13 protein-coding genes are annotated in these 19632 nt (G+C 62.2%); 10 read left to right on the top strand and 3 right to left on the bottom strand.

The window, feature by feature from the left end; all coding sequences use genetic code 11:
* Positions 1-10: 10 nt before the first annotated feature.
* The 4 genes from IFT44_RS04700 (at position 11) to IFT44_RS04685 (ending at position 4990) form a co-directional block, all read left to right on the top strand.
* Positions 11-493 carry a CS1 type fimbrial major subunit gene (locus tag IFT44_RS04700; RefSeq protein ID WP_122479639.1) on the top strand — a complete coding sequence of 161 codons (483 nt, stop codon included), beginning with the start codon at positions 11-13 and terminating at the stop codon, positions 491-493.
* 84 nt (positions 494-577) lie between these two features.
* Positions 578-3094, top strand: a complete 2517-nt coding sequence (locus IFT44_RS04695) for a TcfC E-set like domain-containing protein (protein ID WP_192175528.1) — start codon at positions 578-580, stop codon at positions 3092-3094.
* The gene (locus IFT44_RS04690) at positions 3091-4254 is read left to right on the top strand and encodes a hypothetical protein (protein ID WP_192175527.1); all 1164 of its coding nucleotides are present in this window, start codon (positions 3091-3093) and stop codon (positions 4252-4254) included. The genes IFT44_RS04695 and IFT44_RS04690 overlap by 4 nt, the downstream gene beginning before the upstream one ends.
* 10 nt (positions 4255-4264) lie before the next feature.
* The gene (locus IFT44_RS04685) at positions 4265-4990 is read left to right on the top strand and encodes a molecular chaperone (RefSeq protein WP_192137104.1); all 726 of its coding nucleotides are present in this window, start codon (positions 4265-4267) and stop codon (positions 4988-4990) included.
* A 56-nt stretch (positions 4991-5046) separates the two neighbouring features.
* Here the strand turns inward: IFT44_RS04685 and IFT44_RS04680 are convergent, their stop codons facing one another.
* Complete coding sequence (locus tag IFT44_RS04680) at positions 5047-6441, bottom strand: PhoH family protein (RefSeq protein ID WP_122713557.1); 1395 nt, start codon at positions 6439-6441, stop codon at positions 5047-5049.
* Positions 6442-6793: 352 nt separating this feature from the next.
* On the bottom strand, positions 6794-7900 hold the full coding sequence (locus IFT44_RS04675; RefSeq protein WP_192057796.1) for a polysaccharide deacetylase family protein: 1107 nt from the start codon (positions 7898-7900) through the stop codon (positions 6794-6796).
* 160 nt (positions 7901-8060) lie between these two features.
* Between IFT44_RS04675 and IFT44_RS04670 the strand changes: the two genes are divergently transcribed.
* The gene (locus tag IFT44_RS04670) at positions 8061-9134 is read left to right on the top strand and encodes a polyamine ABC transporter substrate-binding protein (RefSeq protein WP_192175526.1); all 1074 of its coding nucleotides are present in this window, start codon (positions 8061-8063) and stop codon (positions 9132-9134) included.
* A gap of 17 nt (positions 9135-9151) precedes the next feature.
* Here the strand turns inward: IFT44_RS04670 and IFT44_RS04665 are convergent, their stop codons facing one another.
* Positions 9152-10735, bottom strand: coding sequence for a peptide chain release factor 3 (locus IFT44_RS04665; protein ID WP_122479646.1), 1584 nt, complete (start codon positions 10733-10735; stop codon positions 9152-9154).
* Positions 10736-10954: 219 nt separating this feature from the next.
* On the opposite strand from IFT44_RS04665, the gene IFT44_RS04660 reads away from it, so the two are divergent.
* The 5 genes from IFT44_RS04660 (at position 10955) to IFT44_RS04640 (ending at position 19495) form a co-directional block, all read left to right on the top strand.
* A complete protein-coding gene (locus tag IFT44_RS04660) occupies positions 10955-15700 on the top strand; it encodes a dermonecrotic toxin domain-containing protein (RefSeq protein WP_192175525.1) in 4746 nt (1581 codons plus the stop codon).
* Between the two features lie 345 nt (positions 15701-16045).
* Positions 16046-16759 (top strand): ABC transporter permease subunit, encoded by a 714-nt coding sequence (locus IFT44_RS04655; RefSeq protein ID WP_192053466.1) that lies wholly within the window; start codon positions 16046-16048, stop codon positions 16757-16759.
* A 17-nt stretch (positions 16760-16776) separates the two neighbouring features.
* Positions 16777-17691: a glycine betaine ABC transporter substrate-binding protein gene (locus IFT44_RS04650; protein ID WP_122479649.1), complete on the top strand. Its 915-nt coding sequence runs from the start codon at positions 16777-16779 to the stop codon at positions 17689-17691.
* Positions 17688-18341, top strand: coding sequence for an ABC transporter permease (locus IFT44_RS04645; protein ID WP_122479650.1), 654 nt, complete (start codon positions 17688-17690; stop codon positions 18339-18341). Before IFT44_RS04650 ends, IFT44_RS04645 begins: the two co-directional genes overlap by 4 nt.
* Complete coding sequence (locus tag IFT44_RS04640; RefSeq protein ID WP_122479651.1) at positions 18338-19495, top strand: osmoprotectant ABC transporter ATP-binding protein OsmV; 1158 nt, start codon at positions 18338-18340, stop codon at positions 19493-19495. Before IFT44_RS04645 ends, IFT44_RS04640 begins: the two co-directional genes overlap by 4 nt.
* The last annotated feature ends 137 nt before the right edge of the window (positions 19496-19632 follow it).

Below are 19632 nucleotides of genomic sequence, written 5' to 3'. Positions count from 1 at the left end.
GTCGTACCCAATGAAATCTTCAGTCCTCGCGCTGCCACTGGCCCTGCTGTTCACCGGCAGTGCCATGGCCGACCAGCGTATCGATCACACCGTGACCGTGACCGCTACCGTGCCCACCGACAAATTCATCGTAGAGCCACTGGGTGGCAACTGGATGAACGAGCCACAGAACATGAGCTTCAAGCCGGTGGACGGCAGCCTGGAGCCGATCCGCAAGCAACTGACCATGAAAAGCACCAGCGGGGCCATCAAGGCCAAACTGCTCAACAGCCCGACCATGACCAGCGGGTCCAACTCCATTGGTCTGAACGTCAAGGTGGGCAACCAGGCCTTGAGCACCAGCTCTGAAATCGTCGCCAACGTAGCCGATGCCGCTGCCGGCACCGTGGTCGACTTTCTGGTGACCGCCGGCGCCAAGCCATCTGCCGGTTACGTTCCGGGCGCCTACCAGGGCACCGTCAACCTGGTCTTCGAAACGCCTGATCCGGTCTGACCTCGTTTCAAACCCCGTGTTCTGAACGTTGCCCCGCCGGGCGCCCGTGTGCCCGGCAGGGCGACCTCTGCCTGTGTGACAACCATGACTAGAATCACCCCAACGGTGTTCACCGGCCCTTTGGCGCTGGGCCTGCTGTCCTTGGTGGCACTGTCCCCGACCACCGTGACAGGCAACACGAACATCGCCACTACGGCCCTGTCGAGCCAGGCCCAGGGGTTGCCACGAGAGTTCAACGAGCATTTCTACGACGTGCCGCTGGCCGTGCACGTCGATCTGGATGGACGCGGCCTGGGTGAAGCGCTGATCACCCTGGACCGCCAGGAGCGCGTGCAACTGATCGAGTTCACCGCGGACGAAGAAGGCCGTGCGCCCGATCCGCTGCGCCAGCGATGGGCCGATTACCTGGCCGACCCCGTGCCGCTGGGCAACTGCACGCAGAGCTGCCGCGACGACCTGGTGGCTTTGCACTACAGCCTGTACGACTCGCGCCTGTCCATTCTTACCCGTACGGTGGAACGCACTGCGCAAGACCAACGCTATCACGCCCTGCCCGAGCACGGCGGTCACGGCATGATTCTGCGCAATCAGCTGAACATTTCCGCCGGACGCTTCGAACAAGTCGGGCGCTACGCGCTGCAGGGCCAAGGCAGCCTCGGTGACTGGACCACCCTGGCCCAACTGCAGGCCGATCGCAGTGACGACGACCGCTACGGTACCCGCCATCGTGTCGACCAGCTCTACGCCGAGCGCGTGGACCAGGGCCACTTCTATCGCCTCGGCTATTTCATGCCCGACGCCCAGGGCCTGACCCGCCAGCCGCGCCTGCTGGGCGACACGCCCCTGACCGCCCTGGGTGTCATGTACGGCAGCAGCGACAGCCTGGCCGTGGACAACGCCACCCCCAGCGCCACCCCCATCTATGTCACCCCGAACCGCCCGGGCGTGGTGGAGATCTACCGCAATGGCGTGCTGATCAACAGCCAGCCAGTGCAACCGGGCTTGCAAGCCATCGATACCAAAGTGCTGCCCGGCGGCATTTATGACGTCGAAGTGCGCCTGATCGAGGATGGGCAGACAACCGCCAGCAACGAAGCATTCATCTACAAGCCGTCGAACTGGAGCAACCCCGACCAGCCATGGCGCTACAACCTCTATCTGGGCCAGCGCCGCACCTTGCTCAGCAACTGGGAAGAAGACAGCGATGACAGCCTCAGCAGCGGTGTGCTGCTCAACTACCTGGCGCACTCGCGGGTGGTGCTCGGCAGCTCGTTGCAGCGCGTGGGCGACTACACCCAATACGGGCTTTCCGCCGACTGGGACGCCCTGCAAAGCACCAAGCTGTACGCCAATGTGTATCACACCGACCAACACGGCCAGGGTTACGACCTGCAGGCGCTATGGAACTACCGTGCCGGCAACCTGGTGCTGAGCCGCAACCAGAGCTGGCAGCGCTACCCACGGCTGCGCGGCGAACGCGAGCCGCGACCTGGCCAACAGGTCATCCAGACTTCACTGTCCTGGCAGCACCGAATGGATCGGCGCTTCAGCACCCATACCCGCATCGCCCGCGACGACGGTCTTTACGCTGGCACCTCCGTGGACCTGGGCCTGGTGTACCACGGCAAACTGATGGGCTCGGACGCCAACTGGCGTGCCTCGGTGTTCGACCGCCCCGGCACGCTCGCCACCGACGGCGCCCGCAATCGTGGGGTCAATTTCACCCTGAGCATGAGCCTGGGGCAGGAAGGGCGACGCCTGTCCGCTACCCTGGGTAGCCGCACGGCGCTGGACGGCAGTCGCGATCGCAACGTCTCGGTGACCTACCAGCAAAGCCTGGAGCATCACACCCTGCGCAACGTCGCCGGCACCCTCACCGGCGATCGCTACGGGGCCGCCCTGGCGGCCAATGTGCAGTTCCAGAACAGCATGGTGTACGGCGATGCCTATGTGCAGAACTCGTCCTACGACCACGCCGTCAGTGGCGGCCTGAACCTGGAAAGCACCGTCGCCGTGGGGGCCGGCAAAGCCGCCATCAGTGGTGATTTCCAACCCTACGAAGCCGGCATGATCGTCGACGTCGAATCCGACCTGGACAACCTGCGCGTGCGCGCCGACAGCCTGCAGGGCCCCAGCGCCACACTGCGGCCAGGGCGCAATATCCTGCCGTTGCGCGCCTATCGACCGGGCCAGGTGCTGATGGACTTCGAAGGCCTGGAAGCCCATGCCGCGGTGATCCAGCCGTCGAGCTTCAGTTACCACCTCAACCGTGGCGCAGTGACCTACCAGAAAGTGCGCATCATGCGCACGGTGACCGTGCTGGGGCGTCTGCTCGATGCCGGTGGTGCGCCGATCAAGGGTGCCATGGTCATCAATCATGCCAGCCGCAGCCTGAGCGAGGCGGACGGTTTCTTCGCCGTGGAAATGAGCGAATCCACGCCCACCCTGGAGGTGCGCCGCAGTGGCGCACGCCTGTGTTTCCTCAAGCTCGACGAGAAGAACGCCCAGCGTGAAAACGAAGTGTTGATGGTGGGCGATCAACAGTGCAGCCCAGACACCCTCGCGGCAACCGGCAGCAATCATGAAGGAGATGCAGGATGAACATGCTTCGCGCCCTGGCAGCCACCTTGCTGCTGGCCCTGCCCTTCACACCCCAGGCTACGGCCAACGAGATAGCCTTCACTGCCCGCATCGACGGCACCCGGTTCGTCAATACGACACCCCGGGCCGACTATTGCGCGCATTTTGGAATGGGCAGTTTCTGCGCGACCTCATGGTCGACCAACCTGCCCATTACCTATCGCAAACGGGTGGATGTGAACTCACCCGATGCGCGCGACAAGGTCTACGTGCGCTTGCCCGCGCGGCGCGCCATTACCCTGCAGAACCAGCTCACTGGCGAAACCGCCACCATGTTCCTGTCCTTCTACCAGTTCAGCCAGCGGGTCAGTTGGGTGCACGAGACGGTCGTCAACGGCGCTCCCAGTGGCTGCGGTGTATTTGGCAGCCTGGGCGGTGGCCCGGGCTATTCGCGGTTTCTCTGGTATGTCATGAACAGCACCAATCCGGCTCCCTGTTTTTCGACCAAGTCTGCCAACCCGAACGTGGAGGACTCGGAATTCACCAACACCGGTATCTCGGTAAGGCCCGAGTTCCCTGCGGTGGGCTCACTGGCCCCCGGCGACTGGGAAGGCATTGCCGACTACCGTGTGGGGCTGGGCCAGGACTTCGACTTCGGCAATATCCTGGACCCCAGTACCGATCATTTCCGCGTGCGCATCAGCTTCAAGGTAATGCATGAAATGCGTGTCGACTTTCCGGCCCACGGCACCGAAATCAGGCTTGTTCCCCAAGGCAGCTGGGCCAGTGTGATGAACACCAGCAAGGCGCCGGTGCGGCTGTATCACGACTCACCGCTGCGCCTGTGGGCCGGCAGTGCCTTCAAGGTCTACCTGGCGTGCGAGCACGACACCAATCGAAATCTATGCAGGCTCAAAAACCAGACCACAGATCATTACGTGCCGGTCAACGTCGCCATTTCGCTGCCAGGCGGGTTTGGCTACGCCGGACGACCGGTGGATCGTCTGCCTTTGCTAGACCGTATCGCAAATGCCAAGACCATCGTGCCCACAGGTACCGCCAGCAATGCCCCGGGCACGCTGCATTTCGATGTCAGCAGTGACGATGCTGTCGAGATGCTGCGCTACCCCGGCGCCCGATACAGCGGGTGGGTCACCATCATCTATGACGCCAACCCTTGAGGAGCCTTCCATGAAATACCTCGCGCTACTGCTCGGCCTGACGACGTTCGACGCCTGGGCCGCACCGCAGCTGAACATCGGCAGCCTCTACGAATACTTCGACGGCAACCGCAGCACCTCGCTCAAGCGCATCTACAACAGCGGTGACACGGCAGCGTTCGTCAAGGTCAGCGTGGCCGAGCTGGTCTACGCCGCCGACGGCACCGTGACCGAAGTGCCTCTGGATGGCCTGCCGGCCGAACAGCGCACCCTGATCGCCAGCCCAGCCCGGGTGATCGTGCCGCCCAATGGCATGCAGCAGGTGCGCCTGCTGTACCGGGGCGAACGCCAGGCCGAACGCTACTTTCGCCTGCGTTTCATTCCGGTCCTTCCGGAAACCGGCGACGGCTTCGGCCTCACGAGCGAGCAAGCCCAGCAGTACAATGAGGCGCTGTCGGCCGGGGTGAGCATCCTTGCCGGCTATGGCGCGGTGATGTTCGTCAAGCCGTCGCAGACCACCTACGCCACCGAAGTGCTGCACGAGGCCGAGCGCTTCACGATCCCGAACAAAGGCAACGCCACGGTGGTACTGGATCATTTCAACGACTGCGATCGCAACGGACAGCACTGTGCCCCGCCCACCAAGCATCACATCCGGCCGGGCAAAACGCTGTCGTTCGAAAAGAAAACCGGGCGTTCCTACCGGTTCGTTCTGCAGGAAGGCCCGCGGGAGATCCCTCATGAATTCGAAGGCTAGGCTCACTGTCGGTGCCCAGGCACCGATAGCGAGTCCGTTTGCGCAGGGTTGTTGACCTACAGGTGGCTTTCGGCGTACTCGGCCAGGATCGACCGCGGTACACCCTGCAGGGTGATGTGCACGCCTTGGGGGAAGTCCTTGAAACGCTCCGTCAGATAGGTCAACCCGGAACTGGGGGCCGACAGGTAGGGGGTGTCGATCTGCGCCAGGTTGCCCAGGCAGATCACTTTGGAACCGGCACCGGCACGGGTGATGATGGTTTTCATCTGATGCGGGGTCAGGTTCTGGCACTCGTCGATCAGGATCAGGCTTTGCTGGAAACTGCGGCCTCGAATGTAGTTGAGGGATTTGAACTGCAACGGCACCTTGCTCAGGATGTAGTCGACGCTGCCGTGGGTATTTTCATCCTCCATGTGCAAGGCTTCGAGGTTGTCGGTGATGGCGCCCAGCCAAGGCTCCATCTTTTCCGCCTCGGTACCGGGCAGGAAACCGATTTCCTGGTCGAGCCCCTGCACGCTGCGGGTGGCAATGATGCGCCGGTAGCGCTTGGTCACCATGGTCTGCTCGATGGCCGCAGCGAGGGCCAGGATGGTCTTGCCCGAACCCGCCGCACCGGTCAGGTTGACCAGATGGATGTCCGGGTCCAGCAGGGCGAACAGGGCCAGCCCCTGGTAGATGTCTCGCGGCTTGAGACCCCAGGCTTCCTGATGCAGCAAGGGCTCCTGGTGCAGGTCGAGGATCATCAGCTCGTCGTCCTTGATGCCCTTGATCCAGCCGACGAAGCCTTGCTCGTCGATGATGAACTCGTTCATGTGCACCGATGGCAGCACTTCGCTCAACTGCACCCGGTGCCAGGTGCGGCCATGGTCCTGGCGCGTCTCGACCTTGCTCACGCGGTCCCAGAACGAGCCGGTCACGTTGTGATAGCCACGCGAAAGCAGCGATACGTCGTCCACCAACTGATCGGTGCTGTAGTCCTCGGCGGCAATCCCGCAGGCGCGCGCCTTGAGGCGCATGTTGATGTCTTTGGTGACCAGAATCACGCTCAGGTCGGGGTGACGCGTGTGCAGGTCGATCAACTGGTTGATGATGATGTTGTCGTTGAGGTTCTGCGGCAGCAGGTTCGAGGGCTCGGGACGCTTGTCCATCAGAATGGACAGAAAGCCCTTGGTGTTGCCGCTGACGCGCATGATCGGCACGCCGGATTCGACCACGGCCGGCGATGCATCGCCCAGGGTCTTGTCGATCAGGCGGATGGCCTGCCGGCATTCGGCAGCGACGGTCTGCTTGCCATCCTTGAGTTTGTCCAGTTCCTCCAGCACGGTCATGGGAATGGCGACACGGTGTTCTTCGAAATTCAGCAGAGCGTTTGGATCGTGGATCAGTACGTTGGTATCGAGCACATAAAGGATTGGCTGATTGGAAGAGGTGCTGCGTCCTTGTTCATCCATACTCGGTCACCTTTTTGGGAGCCTGACAACGCAATACCTGGACGGTGCTGCGCCGCGAAAAGGCCGCCGGATTCCCACATCAAGGAGCAGGACCTGCGCACAGGTGGAGAGTCTGTCGAAGACGCCACCTGTGATGCAGGGTTCGGCGGTCTGTCTTCGTAATACCGCAAAACCCATGAAGGAAAAAAGCTCTTTACGGTTTTTTGAAGTTTATTTTTCAGCGGTGCGAATAACGCTTGGCGGGTGGCGCGGACGCCGTTAGAGTCAGAAGTTGACCTGCCCCTCCTCGCCCGCGCAATTTTTCCCAAAAACCTGCCAACCCCCCGTAAATGCTGGCGTTTGCCGACTGAGCCTATTGCACATCCGCACAGGCCTGCCAGTTGATACCGGTCTGGGCGGTTTCCCGCATCAGCCAGGGCAGCGCGGTCTGCGCCTTGGCCAGGTTGTCGTGGAACACCACGATGCCGCGTCGCCACAACAGCATCAGGCTCAGCGCCCGCTCGCCAGCCTGCATGGCCGTCAGGCGGCTGTCATCGTCCATCGAATCGATGTTCCACAGCGCCACTTTCAGCCCCGCTCCGGCGAAGAATGCAGCGCTGTCGGCACGACGCTGGCCGTACGGCGGGCGAAACCAGGGCACGTAGCTGTCGGGCAGGTCGGTCTGCAGCAGGGCGATGCTGCGCAGTATCGAGTCCTGCCATTTGTCCCATTGGCCATGGGACACGTATTGCCAACCCAGGGTCGCCACGCACTGCCCGGCATACAGCGCCTGCAGCTGGGCCACCGAGGTCTTTTCGGCACGCGCCTGCAGGCTTTGTCCGGGCACGAAGAAGGTGGCGCTCCAATCCTGCGCTCGCAGGTACCCGGTCAACGCATCGGTGGAGCCATCGACCGGGCTCGGGCCGCCATCGAAGGTCAGCAGGAACGTCCGGTCGGCAAAGCCGTTGCCATCGAACTCCTGCTCCGACAACAGTTGCACCTCGCTGGTGGTCTGCGGTGAAACCGCGGCCAGACGCAACAGTTCGTTGAGATAGGCCTCGCTGAACACCTGGCCCGGCACGGCGAACCCGGAGTAGAAGGATTCGGGATCGATTCCCAGGTCGGCCGCCTGGGCGCGCAGGTCGCCTTCGCTGTCGATGGCATAGCAGAACGAGGCATCCTGTTCGCAGCTTTGCTGGGCGAGGTCGAAATTGGCCCAGAGCCGCTGCCAGAGCCGCTGGCGCAAGTCGTTGATTGCCAGCAGGTTGATCTGACGCAGGCCCAGGCGCGTGTTCAGCTGTGCTTCGTCCTGGCTTTCACTGGCCAGCAACGAGCGTGCAAACAGCAGGATGTGCGCGCGCGACGCCACGTCGAACAGCACTGGCGAATCGATGCGTTCCGGCCAGTGACTGCGGTCGAGAGTCGCCACCGGCGGCGCAGCGACGGCGGCCTGTACGGCGCATACAACGGTGGCCAGCATCCATGATACCCAACGCAACGGCGATCTCCTCGATGACAGGGTGCGCCGGGCACTATACCGCTGTCGCGGCGCAGCGCGCAGCTCTATGCAGCCACGGGCCTTCCCCCACTTCGTTTCTATGATTACAGTAGGCAATCAACGGCGGCTCAGGAATCACCACATGCTTCGCTTGGCCCTCGCCGCACTGACGCTCGTCACGCCCATGGCGTTCGCCGCCGGCACGCTCAGCATCTACAACTGGCCCGACTACATCGCCCCCGACACCCTGCCCAATTTCCAGCGCCAGACCGGCATCGAAACCCAATACAGCTCCTTCGACAGCAACGAAACCCTGGAAAAACGCCTGCGCGAAGCGCCCGGCAAGTACGACGTGATCTTCCCTTCCAACCACTTCATGAACCGCCACATCAGCGCCGGCAACCTCACGCCGCTGGACCGCACTCGCCTGCCGAACTGGAAGTACCTGAACCCCGCGCTGCTGCGCGCCCTGGAAACCAACGACCCCGGCAACCGCTACGGCTTTCCGTACCTGTGGGGCGTCAGCGGCATCGGCTACAACGTGAAGCAAGTCAAGGCAGCACTCGGCGACGATGCTCCGGTGGATTCCTGGGACCTGGTGTTCAAGCCGGAAAACATCGCTCGCCTGCAGAAATGCGGGGTCGCCATCCTCGACATCGGCCCCGAGTTGCTGCCCATGGCACTCAATTACCTGGGCCTGCCCTCGCACAGCCGCAACCCTGCCGACTATGACAAGGCACGCGCGCTGCTGCTGAGCATCAAGCCCTACGTACGCTATTTCGATTCGGTGGAGTACAGCCATCAACTGGCCGAAGGCAAGCTGTGCGCGGTAGTGGGTTTTTCCGGGGACGTACTGCAGGCGCAGACCCAGGCCAGACAGCAGGGCCAGGGCGTGGAGATCGAGTTCACGTTGCCGCGCGAGGGCTCGACCATGTGGTTCGACATGGTCGCCATCCCCGCCAATGCGCCGAACGAGGATGCTGCGTACACCTTTCTCAACTACCTGCTCGAACCCAAGGTCATGGCCGACATCACCAACAGCGTGCACTACGCCAATGGCAACGAGGGCGCCGATGAATGGGTCAACCCTGCGCTCAAGGGTGATCGGCGGATCTATCCCAGCGCCGAGGTCATGAGCAAGCTGTTCCTGCTGCAACCCATGCCCGCCGATATCGAGCAGCTACGTACCCGGACCTGGAACCAGATCCGTCACTGAGGCCCGGATCGGATCGATCAATGGTGCTCGCGGGTGGCGCGGAATTTCACGTCTGGCCAGCGTTCTTCCATCAGCGCCAGGTTGACCCGGGTCGGGGCCAGATACGTCAGGTGCCCACCGCCATCGAGGGCCAGGTTTTCCGCAGCCTTGTTGCTGAATTCCTCAAGCTTCTTCTTGTCGGCGCACTCGATCCAGCGGGCGGACCATACGGTGATCGGCTCGTAGGCACATTCCACCTTGTATTCCTCTTTGAGCCGGCTGGCGACCACGTCGAACTGCAGAACGCCGACCGCACCCAGGATGATGTCGTTGCTGCGCTCGGGGAAGAACACCTGGGTGGCGCCCTCCTCGGCCAGCTGCTGCAAGCCCTGACGCAACTGCTTGGACTTGAGCGGATCCTTGAGCCGCACTCGACGGAACAGCTCCGGGGCGAAGTGCGGGATACCGGTGAAGCCCAGGCTTTCACCCTCGCTGAAGGTGTCGCCGATCTGGATCGTGCCGTGGTTGTGCAGGCCAATGATGTCGCCGGCGAAGGCTTCTTCCAGCTGCTCGCGCTCGGAGGAGAAGAACGTCAGGGCGTCGCCGATGCGCAGGTCCTTGCCGGTGCGCACGTGGCGCATCTTCATGCCTTTCTCGTAACGGCCCGAGCAAATGCGCATGAAGGCAATACGGTCACGGTGCTTGGGGTCCATGTTCGCCTGGATCTTGAACACGAAGCCGGTGAATTTTTCTTCCACCGGTTCCACGGTCCGCTCGTTCGCCACTCGCGGCAAAGGGCGTGGCGCCCAGTTCACGACGGCGTCGAGCACATGGTCGACACCGAAGTTGCCCAGCGCCGTACCGAAGAACACCGGCGTCAATTGACCGTTCAGAAACTCGTCCTGATTGAACTCATGGCAGGCACCCTGAACCAGTTCCAGCTGTTCCACGAAACGGTCGTACTCGTCGGCCAGGTGCGCGCGCGCTTCGTCGGAGTCCAGCTTCTCGATGATCTTCACATCGGTGCGCTCGTGGCCATGGCCCGGCGTGTAAACGATGATGTAGTCGTCCGCCAGGTGATAGACGCCCTTGAAGTCGCGATAGCAGCCAATCGGCCAGGTGATCGGCGCGGCCTTGATCTTGAGCACCGCTTCGATCTCGTCGAGCAACTCGATCGGGTCGCGAATGTCACGGTCCAACTTGTTGATGAAACTGACGATTGGCGTGTCGCGCAGGCGGCAGACATCCATCAGGGCAATGGTCCGCGGTTCGACGCCTTTACCGCCGTCGAGCACCATGAGCGCCGAGTCCACTGCGGTCAGGGTGCGGTAGGTGTCTTCCGAGAAGTCTTCGTGGCCCGGGGTGTCGAGCAGGTTGACCATGTGCTCGCGATAGGGAAACTGCATCACGGAAGTCGTGATGGAGATCCCGCGCTGTTTCTCCATTTCCATCCAGTCGGAGGTCGCGTGACGGTCGGACTTGCGCGACTTCACCGTACCGGCCACGGCAATCGCCTTGCCCATCAGCAAGAGCTTCTCGGTGATGGTGGTCTTACCCGCATCCGGGTGGGAAATGATGGCGAAAGTGCGGCGCTTCGCGACTTCGGCGGCCTGTTGGGTCATGGGGGATCGCCTGGCGAGGGATAGAAAATGGGCGCGGATTATAGCCCAGTTCCAAGCGTTGAGGCCACTGTGCGCCACATCGGTTGCGGCCAGGTCTGGGCGCAGGGCTGTGCAATATCTACCACCGCGCAGCGCTGCAGCGCAGGCAACGTATCGCCTCCATCGCAGGGCTCGACACGTCGAAGCCCGCAGCGGTGCCTATTGCCCCTGGAGCTGCCAATGACGACCCCACCACTGCCCTGGTTTCACAGCCGCGCGCTGGCACAACGCTTCATGCGCCACCTTAGCGACTCATCCCACTCACTCCTGACGCCTGAAGGGACTCAATGGTTGCGCCAACTTGCCAAGCCCGAGCGCGATCACCAACCTCAGGCACAAGTCGAAATGCGCGTGGACGGGTTGAGCATCATCACCGCGCAAGGAACTGCCGTCGAATTACCCTTGAGCCTGTTGATCAGTACGACGCAGCACGATTGGGTGGCCCACTACCACCCAATCTGCGGCTTGAAGTTGTTCGATGATCGGCGTCGTTTGAAGCGTTACCTGCTGGATCGGTTGGCCAGCCCTGATAACGATCCGGGGCTGAGCTACCTGCTTTCGCAGGCAGAACGTCGGCTGATGCGCCATGGCGAACTCCACGAGATGCAGGTCACGCTCATGGAAGGGTCGGTGTTCGATACCTTGATGCTGGACATTCAGCATCGTCTGAGTGAGCAGCTACGCGAGTGGCGTCAGTTGTTACTGGATCAACCAAGCTCAGAGGAGCTGGTGAGCAGTGGATCAGAGGCCGCCATGGCCAGTCTGCTCGCCCACTACTGGCGTGAAGGAGCCCCCCGATCAGAGCTGCCCGCCGAACGGCTGACCCGCCACTTGCGCACGCAGCTGATCACTGATCTTGCCCGTACGCAATGGGACGGCACGCTGCCAGCCGTTGAGCATGATCAACTCTGGGCTTGGCTGAAGGGCCAAGTCCAGCCATCGCCTCTTACCGGCTTCATCCTCCATGGATCAACTGCCGAGGGCCGCCAGCAGCCGTTGATCAATACCCTGGTACTGGCCAACGAGAGCGCGGCGGCTGCATGCTACCTGTTCAGCGCCACGAGCGGGCTGGTGCGTTACACCGACCGCTCGGCACTCCTGGCAGCACTGACCGATCTGGGGCAGCGTGCCCAATGGCTGCCCTGCGTACCCAACACACAACAGCCGACGTTCAAGACACTGCCTATCATTGATATTGAGTTGGTAGCCGAGCCCCCCTCCTCTTTCGGTCTGGCGAGCTACACCCGACGTCTGCTGCAAGTACAGCACTCGATATTGTCCAACAGCCCACCTGCTGCATTCATGGGAGACCGCCACACGCTCTGCGAGCAAGCCCTGGGCCTGCATCAGCGCCTGGCGCCAAGCCTGCAGAGGCTCGCCGCGCCGTTCGCTGCCGACCCACGGGACAGCCCAGCCAGCTTGATGCGCCTCACCGGCGCAGCGCAAACCGACCTGCAAAAACCGCAGCGCGTGGTAAATCATCTGACCGAGCTGCAAATCCAGTACGCCGGCTATCTCAAGCGCGGCCCTGACTTGCGTGTGGCCGCACTTCAAGCCCTGGAGCTGCAATTGGCGTGCATTCTGCCAAATGGACCTCCTGCCCGTTCGCTTTACCTCATGGACTTGGAACGGCCCACTGCCGCAACGTCATGGGTCGCCAGTATCTGGGCAAACGAACCACTCGCCGCCGTTGCTGGCAGGCGTTGGCAGGTGTTCACGGTGGTTGCCGAAGGCACACGTCAGGTTCTGAATCAGCTGCCATGCCTGCTGATCGAGCACATCACCAGCCAAGCTCGGCGCAGCCTCTACCGCGAGCTGAAAACTGCACTGAGTCACCGTGAAGCCACCGGGCAGGCCTACCAACGCTCGTTGCGGCGCTGGTTATTCAGTTTCGAATGGGCGCTACTCAAGCAGAGTCGATCAGCGACCTCGCCGCTGGTCGAAGCGTTTCTGCGCGGTGATTCCGTACAGGCTTGGCAGCACAGAAGCGGTCATCCTGCGCAAGCCAATGCCGATGCAATGATGTTGAGCCAGGCAGCCGATGCCAGCGGAACCATTGTGATCTGGGCTCATGAAACGGGCTTTCAACTCTTCGAGTCTCTGGATGCCGCGCATCGTGACGCCATGCAATGGTCTGAGCAGCCGACCGACCTCGGGCCTGGCCTGAGCAACTGGACAGCCTTTGCGGGCGATGCACTGAATACATTGAACAGCCTGGAAAGCCAGGCCCGACAACGAAGTAAGCTGCAAGCCTTCGACCAACTGCGCAACCAAGCATGGCCCTCCGACTCCTTGCCTGCTCTGCTTCGCGAGGCCATGGCGTTCGACAGCCTGCAACGGCAGATGCAGCGCATGGAAGATATGGCACGTGGCCTGGCCGCCAAAGCTGCCCTGCCTGCCTGGTTGCAGCGGGCGGCAGTCGACGACCAGCAGCACTACCTGCGCGTGCTGGGGTTGAATCTGCTGGCCAGCCCGGCCGAAGACGACTATCTGTTCGGCGTTCCTGATATCAGCAGTTATGCCCGCGGCGTGCTGCAGCACCATCTGGACAAAGACTTCACTGCAAAACGCTTCGACTCCGAAGCGATCTTCATCACCACGGCGCGATACGTGCCTGCCTTGGTACCCTCGGGTGAAATTCCTTCCAGCCTTCCCGCCGCCTCGGTCGTGCGGCGACAAAGCCTGATCGAATACGCCTTGAATCACTTCCGGGACTGGGACGACGCCATCGCCCGCATCGAACTGGGTGAGGGCCATGTGGCGCCCGCCGTGTTGAATGCCGACTACTGCCGCCGATTGGTACGGGAGGTGAATCTAGGCTCGCACTATCAGGCCCTGCTCAAACAGACCTTCGACCCCTCAGACCTCGATTACCCTCGCCGGCTAAATTTGTACGCCCGCCAGCTACCGGCGCAGTTGCTGGAGTGCGCCTGGCGAGCCCGGCTCAAGCACAACCTGCCCATGCAGGCGGTCGAACTGGTCACTCGCGTGGCCTGCATGCCGGACCCCATCTTGCGACAGCCGCTGAACGGCCATGTCGTGTTGCTGACCCCGCTGCAATTGATCCCCAAGCCGGGAATGAAACCAGACACGTTGCCCGGCTGCTATCTGTTCAGGGCCGGTGAAGACGGCCCGCTGGTGCTGTACCTGCCCTATGAAGCCACCCATACCCTTCAAGCCTTCGACAGTGGTACGGCCCTGCTTGCCGCCCTTGCCAGCGACACTGCCCTGCAGGCGCGACTGCTCGCGCGCATGCCTGTCAGCCTGCGCCCGCGCTATGCCCATGGCGGCTTCAGCGAGCCGCACCTGGGCCGCGTTGGGGACACCGACTTCACCCTGACGCAGAGCACCTCGACAGGCCCGGAGCTGGCCTGCAACCCTATTGCCGGTAACGCACTGCGGTACCTATTCGTCGAGAACGGCCTTTATCTGCAGGCTCTCGCCGCCACTCAACTGGTTACCACGGAGCAAGTTCGCTGGCAGGCGCTGATCAATGTGATGAGCCTGGCCTGGGAGCAACTGAGCATGTTCCTGCCGGGCAAGGTCGGGCTTGCCGTGGCCGCCTGGCAAGCCGAACTGGCGGTGCTGAACATCGCCCAGAACGTGCAGCACAACAGCTGGGGGCAAACACTGGCGCAGTTGACCTGCGTGCTTGTACAGGGACTGGCGATCAGTCAGGGGATGACGCAGCGTGCACTTCAAGACAACGTACGCGAGCGCTTCTGGCAAACCGTGCGCAGCGCCCCGGAGTACGGCCTGTCACTCGCGCGCTACGAGGCCCCCATCGAAACGCTGCGCACGTTCGTTTTTCAGCCGTCCACGTGCACTTACCTGAACATCCGCGACCAGACGCACTACATCGGCCTCAACGGCAAGGCATATCGCGCTCGCCAGGAACAGGATCGTTGGTACCTGGTCGGGCAGCGCGACGATGAACTAGGCCCTAGGTTGCTGCTGGATACCGAGCAGGCTTGGGTAATCGATCCGGGGCAGAACCTTGCAATCAGTGCTGGCGGCGTACCGAGCAGGCTGGGCAGCCAACTGGTGCGTTGGACGCTGACCCGTGATGAAATCGTCATCCATGCCGTGGGCTGCCGGCAGATCCGCCAATTGCGCCCGCACCGCGCCAGCGTCCTGCACCGGGCCCACCGCGATGCCTTGGGGTATCTGGGCAATGCGTTGGACAGCCTGCGAAGAGCACGGCTGGTCGGTAGCGTGGAAACCCATACCCTGGAAGTGCTCAAGCAGTTCTTCGGCGTCTCTCAGGTCACGGACTCATTGATCGCGCGGGTCCAAGGCGTACTGGAAAAAATGGCCCGGGTCATGGCATCGCACGCCTACTCGCCAGTAACCTCGAGACGCTACGTGATGGCAAGCCGCTTGAGCGCGCAGTCAGCCGTGGGCATTGCCTTCGTATCCGTACAGGATCCACAAGGTCAGATGTTTCTGACAGATGAATTCTTTGATTTTGAGACGGCACGTCTCCTGCCACTCGATCCGAAATACACCATCGCTGAAACGAACGCCCTGAGCAAGGCGATGGTCCTGCTGCATGAGTTCACCCATATTGCATGCAACACCCGGGACATCCACTATATCGAAGCGGCGATGCCCTATGCCGATCGGTTGCAGCCAGGCGTGAGGCGTGCGTGGCTGGAGCGTCAGCACGACGAATCGTTCTCGCACCTCACCCCCAAGCGTAAGTTGTTCATTGTCCGCGACGACACGACCGGGCAGGTGCGCGACATCCTCAACGAAGACCGCAAGGGGCGCGCCCTGATCCTGCGCCTGGCGGGCTCACCCAATCTGGACGACGCACGCCAGCGGTTTCTGATCGACGCTGACATTCGTTCAAAGATCCTGCTGAAGAATGCCGACTCGGTGACGCTGTTGATCTATCGTCTGGGAAATCGCAACCCCCCCTGACGCGGCTCGCGCCGCTGCTACAAACACCGCGAACCCCTGTAGCAGCGGCGCAAGCCGCGTCAAATGCCTTGGGTAACTCCCCCTTGAACGCCATCTCATGCAAGCTTTATGGTCATAAAAGGTGGCCAAATGCTGCCTCACTGTGGGAACCTCTCGCCGCACGGAGACGTCCACTCCCTGATTCGTTGAGTCGTCAGGGGCTGCAAAATCAGCAAGTTAGCCTGACGAGGCTGCGCTTATGGCTCGCACCGCGCGAGCTGCTATTCGCGTCCTACCTGGGCCGACCGCTCGCCCGAGCGCTCATCGCAGGCCCGGTAGGCGCCGACTGAAAAAAGGAGTCCGCCTGTGGCTAATCGCTATGGCAAAGGGCTGTTAGGGGGCGCTGTTATCGTTGCCGTCCTGGCCCTGCTGGTCCACTGGATCGGCATAAGTACCATCGAGCACTACCGCGAAGATCTGATTTTCTACCTGCAAGCGCACCTGATCCTGGTGCTGGTCTCGATGTTTGCCGCACTGCTGGTGGGCATCCCCGCCGGTATCGTGTTGAGCCGACCCAGCATGGTCAAGCGTGCCGAACGCTTCATGCAGATCTTCAACATTGGCAACACCATTCCACCCCTGGCAGTACTCGCCATCGCCCTCGGCATCCTTGGCATCGGCAGTGGTCCTGCAATCTTCGCGCTGTTCCTTGCCTCCCTGTTGCCCATCGTGCGCAACACCTACGAGGGCTTGAAAAACGTCCAGGGCTCGCTCAAGGAAGCCGCCACCGGCATCGGCATGACGCCGCGTCAGGTGCTGTTCAAGGTCGAGCTGCCCAACGCCGTGCCGATCATGGTCGGCGGGGTACGCGTGGCGCTGGCGATCAACGTCGGCACCGCGCCCCTGGCGTTCCTGATCGGCGCCAATAGCCTGGGCAGCCTGATCTTCCCCGGCATCGCCTTGAACAACCAGCCACAACTGTTGCTGGGCGCTGCCTGCACCGCGCTGCTTGCGTTGATCCTGGACGGCATCGTGACCCTGGTCAGCCGCCTGTGGTTCGAACGTGGGCTGACTCGCTGAGCGAAGGAATGAATTCAATGAAAAAGTTAAGCATCGTACTGGGCCTGGCCCTGTTGTGCGCAGGCGTCGTGCACGCCGCAGACAGACCGGTGATCCGCCTCGGCGCCCGGGTGTTCACAGAGCAGACCGTACTGGCAGCCATCACCGCGCAGTACCTGGGCAGCAAAGGCTATGACGTACGCGTCACCGGTGGCCTGGGCAGCAACCTGGCGCGCAGCGCCCAGGAAAGCGGTCAGCTGGACATGCTCTGGGAATACACCGGGGTGTCTCTGGTGTCCTACAACCACATCGACGAAAAACTCGACAGCGCGGCCACCTACGCGCGGGTCAAGCAACTGGACGCCCAGAAAGGCCTGGTGTGGCTGACGCCCTCGCGGTTCAGCAACACCTATGCCCTGGCGCTGCCTGAAGAAGTGGCCAAGGCCTATCCTCAGGTCAACACCATCAGCCAGCTGAACCAGGTGCTGATCGACGAGCCGAAGAAAGGCCATATCCTGGCCCTGGACACCGAGTTCGCCAACCGGTCGGACGGCCTGGTGGGACTGACCCAAACCTACGACCTGAAATTCACCCGCCGTGACATTCGCCAGATGGACGCCGGCCTGGTCTACACCGCGCTGCGCAACGGGCAGGTGTTCACCGGTCTGGTCTACACCACCGACGGGCGTCTGAACGCCTTCAAGCTCAAGCTACTTGAAGACGACCTCGAGTACTTCCCCGACTACACCGCCGCACCGGTGGTCCGTCAGCAGCTGCTCGATGCCCATCCGCAACTGGCTGCGCAGCTCAAGCCCCTGGCCGAAATGCTCGACGATGCCACCATGCGCGAACTCAATGCGCAGGTCGACGTCGAGCACCGCAGCCCGACGGTGGTAGCGGCGGAGTTTCTCAAGGCCCATCCGATCACCGACCAAGCCCAGGAGAAGCCATGAGTTTCCTCGACACCTTCTCCCACCTCGACTGGCCATTGGTGCTGCAACTGACCTGGCAGCACATCACTCTGGTCGGCATTGCAGTCAGCCTGGCCATCGTCTTCGGCGTGCCGATCGGCATCCTGATGACGCGCTTTCCGGCACTGGCGGGGCCTCTGCAGGCCTGCGCCACGGTGCTGCTGACCATTCCCTCGATCGCCCTGTTCGGGCTGCTGCTGCCGTTCTACTCCAAGTTCGGCCAAGGCCTGGGGCCGCTACCGGCCATCACTGCGGTGTTTCTCTATTCGCTGTTGCCGATCCTGCGCAACACCTACCTGGCACTGACCGGCGTCGAGCCCGGCATCCGTGAAGCCGCCAAAGGTATCGGCATGACCTTCGGCCAGCGCCTGCGCATGGTCGAGCTGCCCATCGCGGTACCGGTCATCCTCGCTGGCGTGCGCACCGCCGTGGTGATGAACATCGGTGTCATGACCATTGCTGCCACCATCGGCGCCGGCGGCCTGGGCGTTCTCATCCTCACCTCCATCAGCCGCAGCGATATGTCGATGCTCATCGTCGGCGCCGTGCTGGTCAGTGTCCTGGCGATCATCGCCGACCTGCTCCTGCAATGGCTGCAACGCGCCCTGACCCCCAAAGGATTATTGAAATGATCGAACTTCAGAACCTGACCAAGACCTTCCACAGCAACGGCAAGGAAGTCAAAGCCGTCGACGCGGTAAGCCTGACCGTCAACGAAGGCGAGATCTGCGTATTCCTCGGGCCGTCGGGCTGTGGCAAGAGCACCACGCTGAAAATGATCAACCGATTGATCATGCCAACCTCCGGCAAAGTCCTGATCAACGGCGAAGACACCACCGGCCTGGACGAGGTCACCCTGCGTCGCAACATCGGCTATGTCATCCAGCAGATCGGCCTGTTCCCCAACATGACCATCGAGGAGAACATCACCGTGGTCCCGCGCCTGCTCGGCTGGGACAAGAAGCGCTGCGCCGAGCGTGCCCGCGAACTCATGAGCATGATCAAGCTGGAGCCCAAGCAATACCTGCACCGCTATCCGCGCGAACTCTCGGGCGGCCAGCAACAGCGCATCGGCGTGATCCGTGCCCTGGCCGCCGAAGCGCCGCTGCTGCTGATGGACGAGCCGTTCGGCGCGGTCGATCCGATCAATCGCGAAATGATCCAGAACGAGTTCTTCGAGATGCAGCGGGCCTTGAACAAGACCGTGATCATGGTCAGCCATGACATCGACGAGGCCATCAAGCTGGGCGACAAGATCGCCATCTTCCGCGCCGGCAAGCTGCTGCAGATCGACCATCCCGACACGCTGCTGGCCCATCCGGTGGACGACTTCGTCAGCAACTTCGTCGGCCAGGACAGCACGCTCAAGCGCCTGCTGCTGGTCAAGGCCGAAGACGCCGCCGACAATGCGCCTTCGGTGAGCCCGGAAACGCCGGTGGCCGATGCGCTGGAATTGATGGACGAACACGACCGCCGCTACGTCGTGGTGACCGATGCGCAGAACAAGGCCATGGGTTATGTTCGCCGACGCGACCTGCATCGCCAGGCCGGCAGCTGCGTCGACTTCCTGCGCGAGTTCAACGCCACGGCTGCCTATGACGAGCACCTGCGCATCCTCTTGTCGCGCATGTACGAGTTCAACCGCTCGTGGCTGCCGGTGCTGGACGCCGAGAACGTATTCCTCGGCGAGGTGACCCAGGAATCGATCGCCGCCTACCTCAGCTCAGGCCGTTCGCGTGGCATGAAAACCAGCATCGTCTCCCCGGCCGAAACCGCCCAGGCCTGACACGCACTCACCCGCAGGAGCGGTCCGCGGCCGCGAAAGCCGTCCCGCGGTCCATCAGACAGACCGCATCGACTGCTTCGCGGCCAATGACCGCTCCTACGAACTGCACACGCACTCACCCGTAGGAGCGGTCCCTT

Origin of the sequence: Pseudomonas sp. CFBP 13710 (assembly GCF_014842235.1) — a bacterium.
GTDB lineage: Bacteria > Pseudomonadota > Gammaproteobacteria > Pseudomonadales > Pseudomonadaceae > Aquipseudomonas > Aquipseudomonas baltica.
The sequence above is the reverse complement of the archived record's forward strand: the minus strand, read 5'-3'. Positions and strand labels throughout refer to the sequence as shown.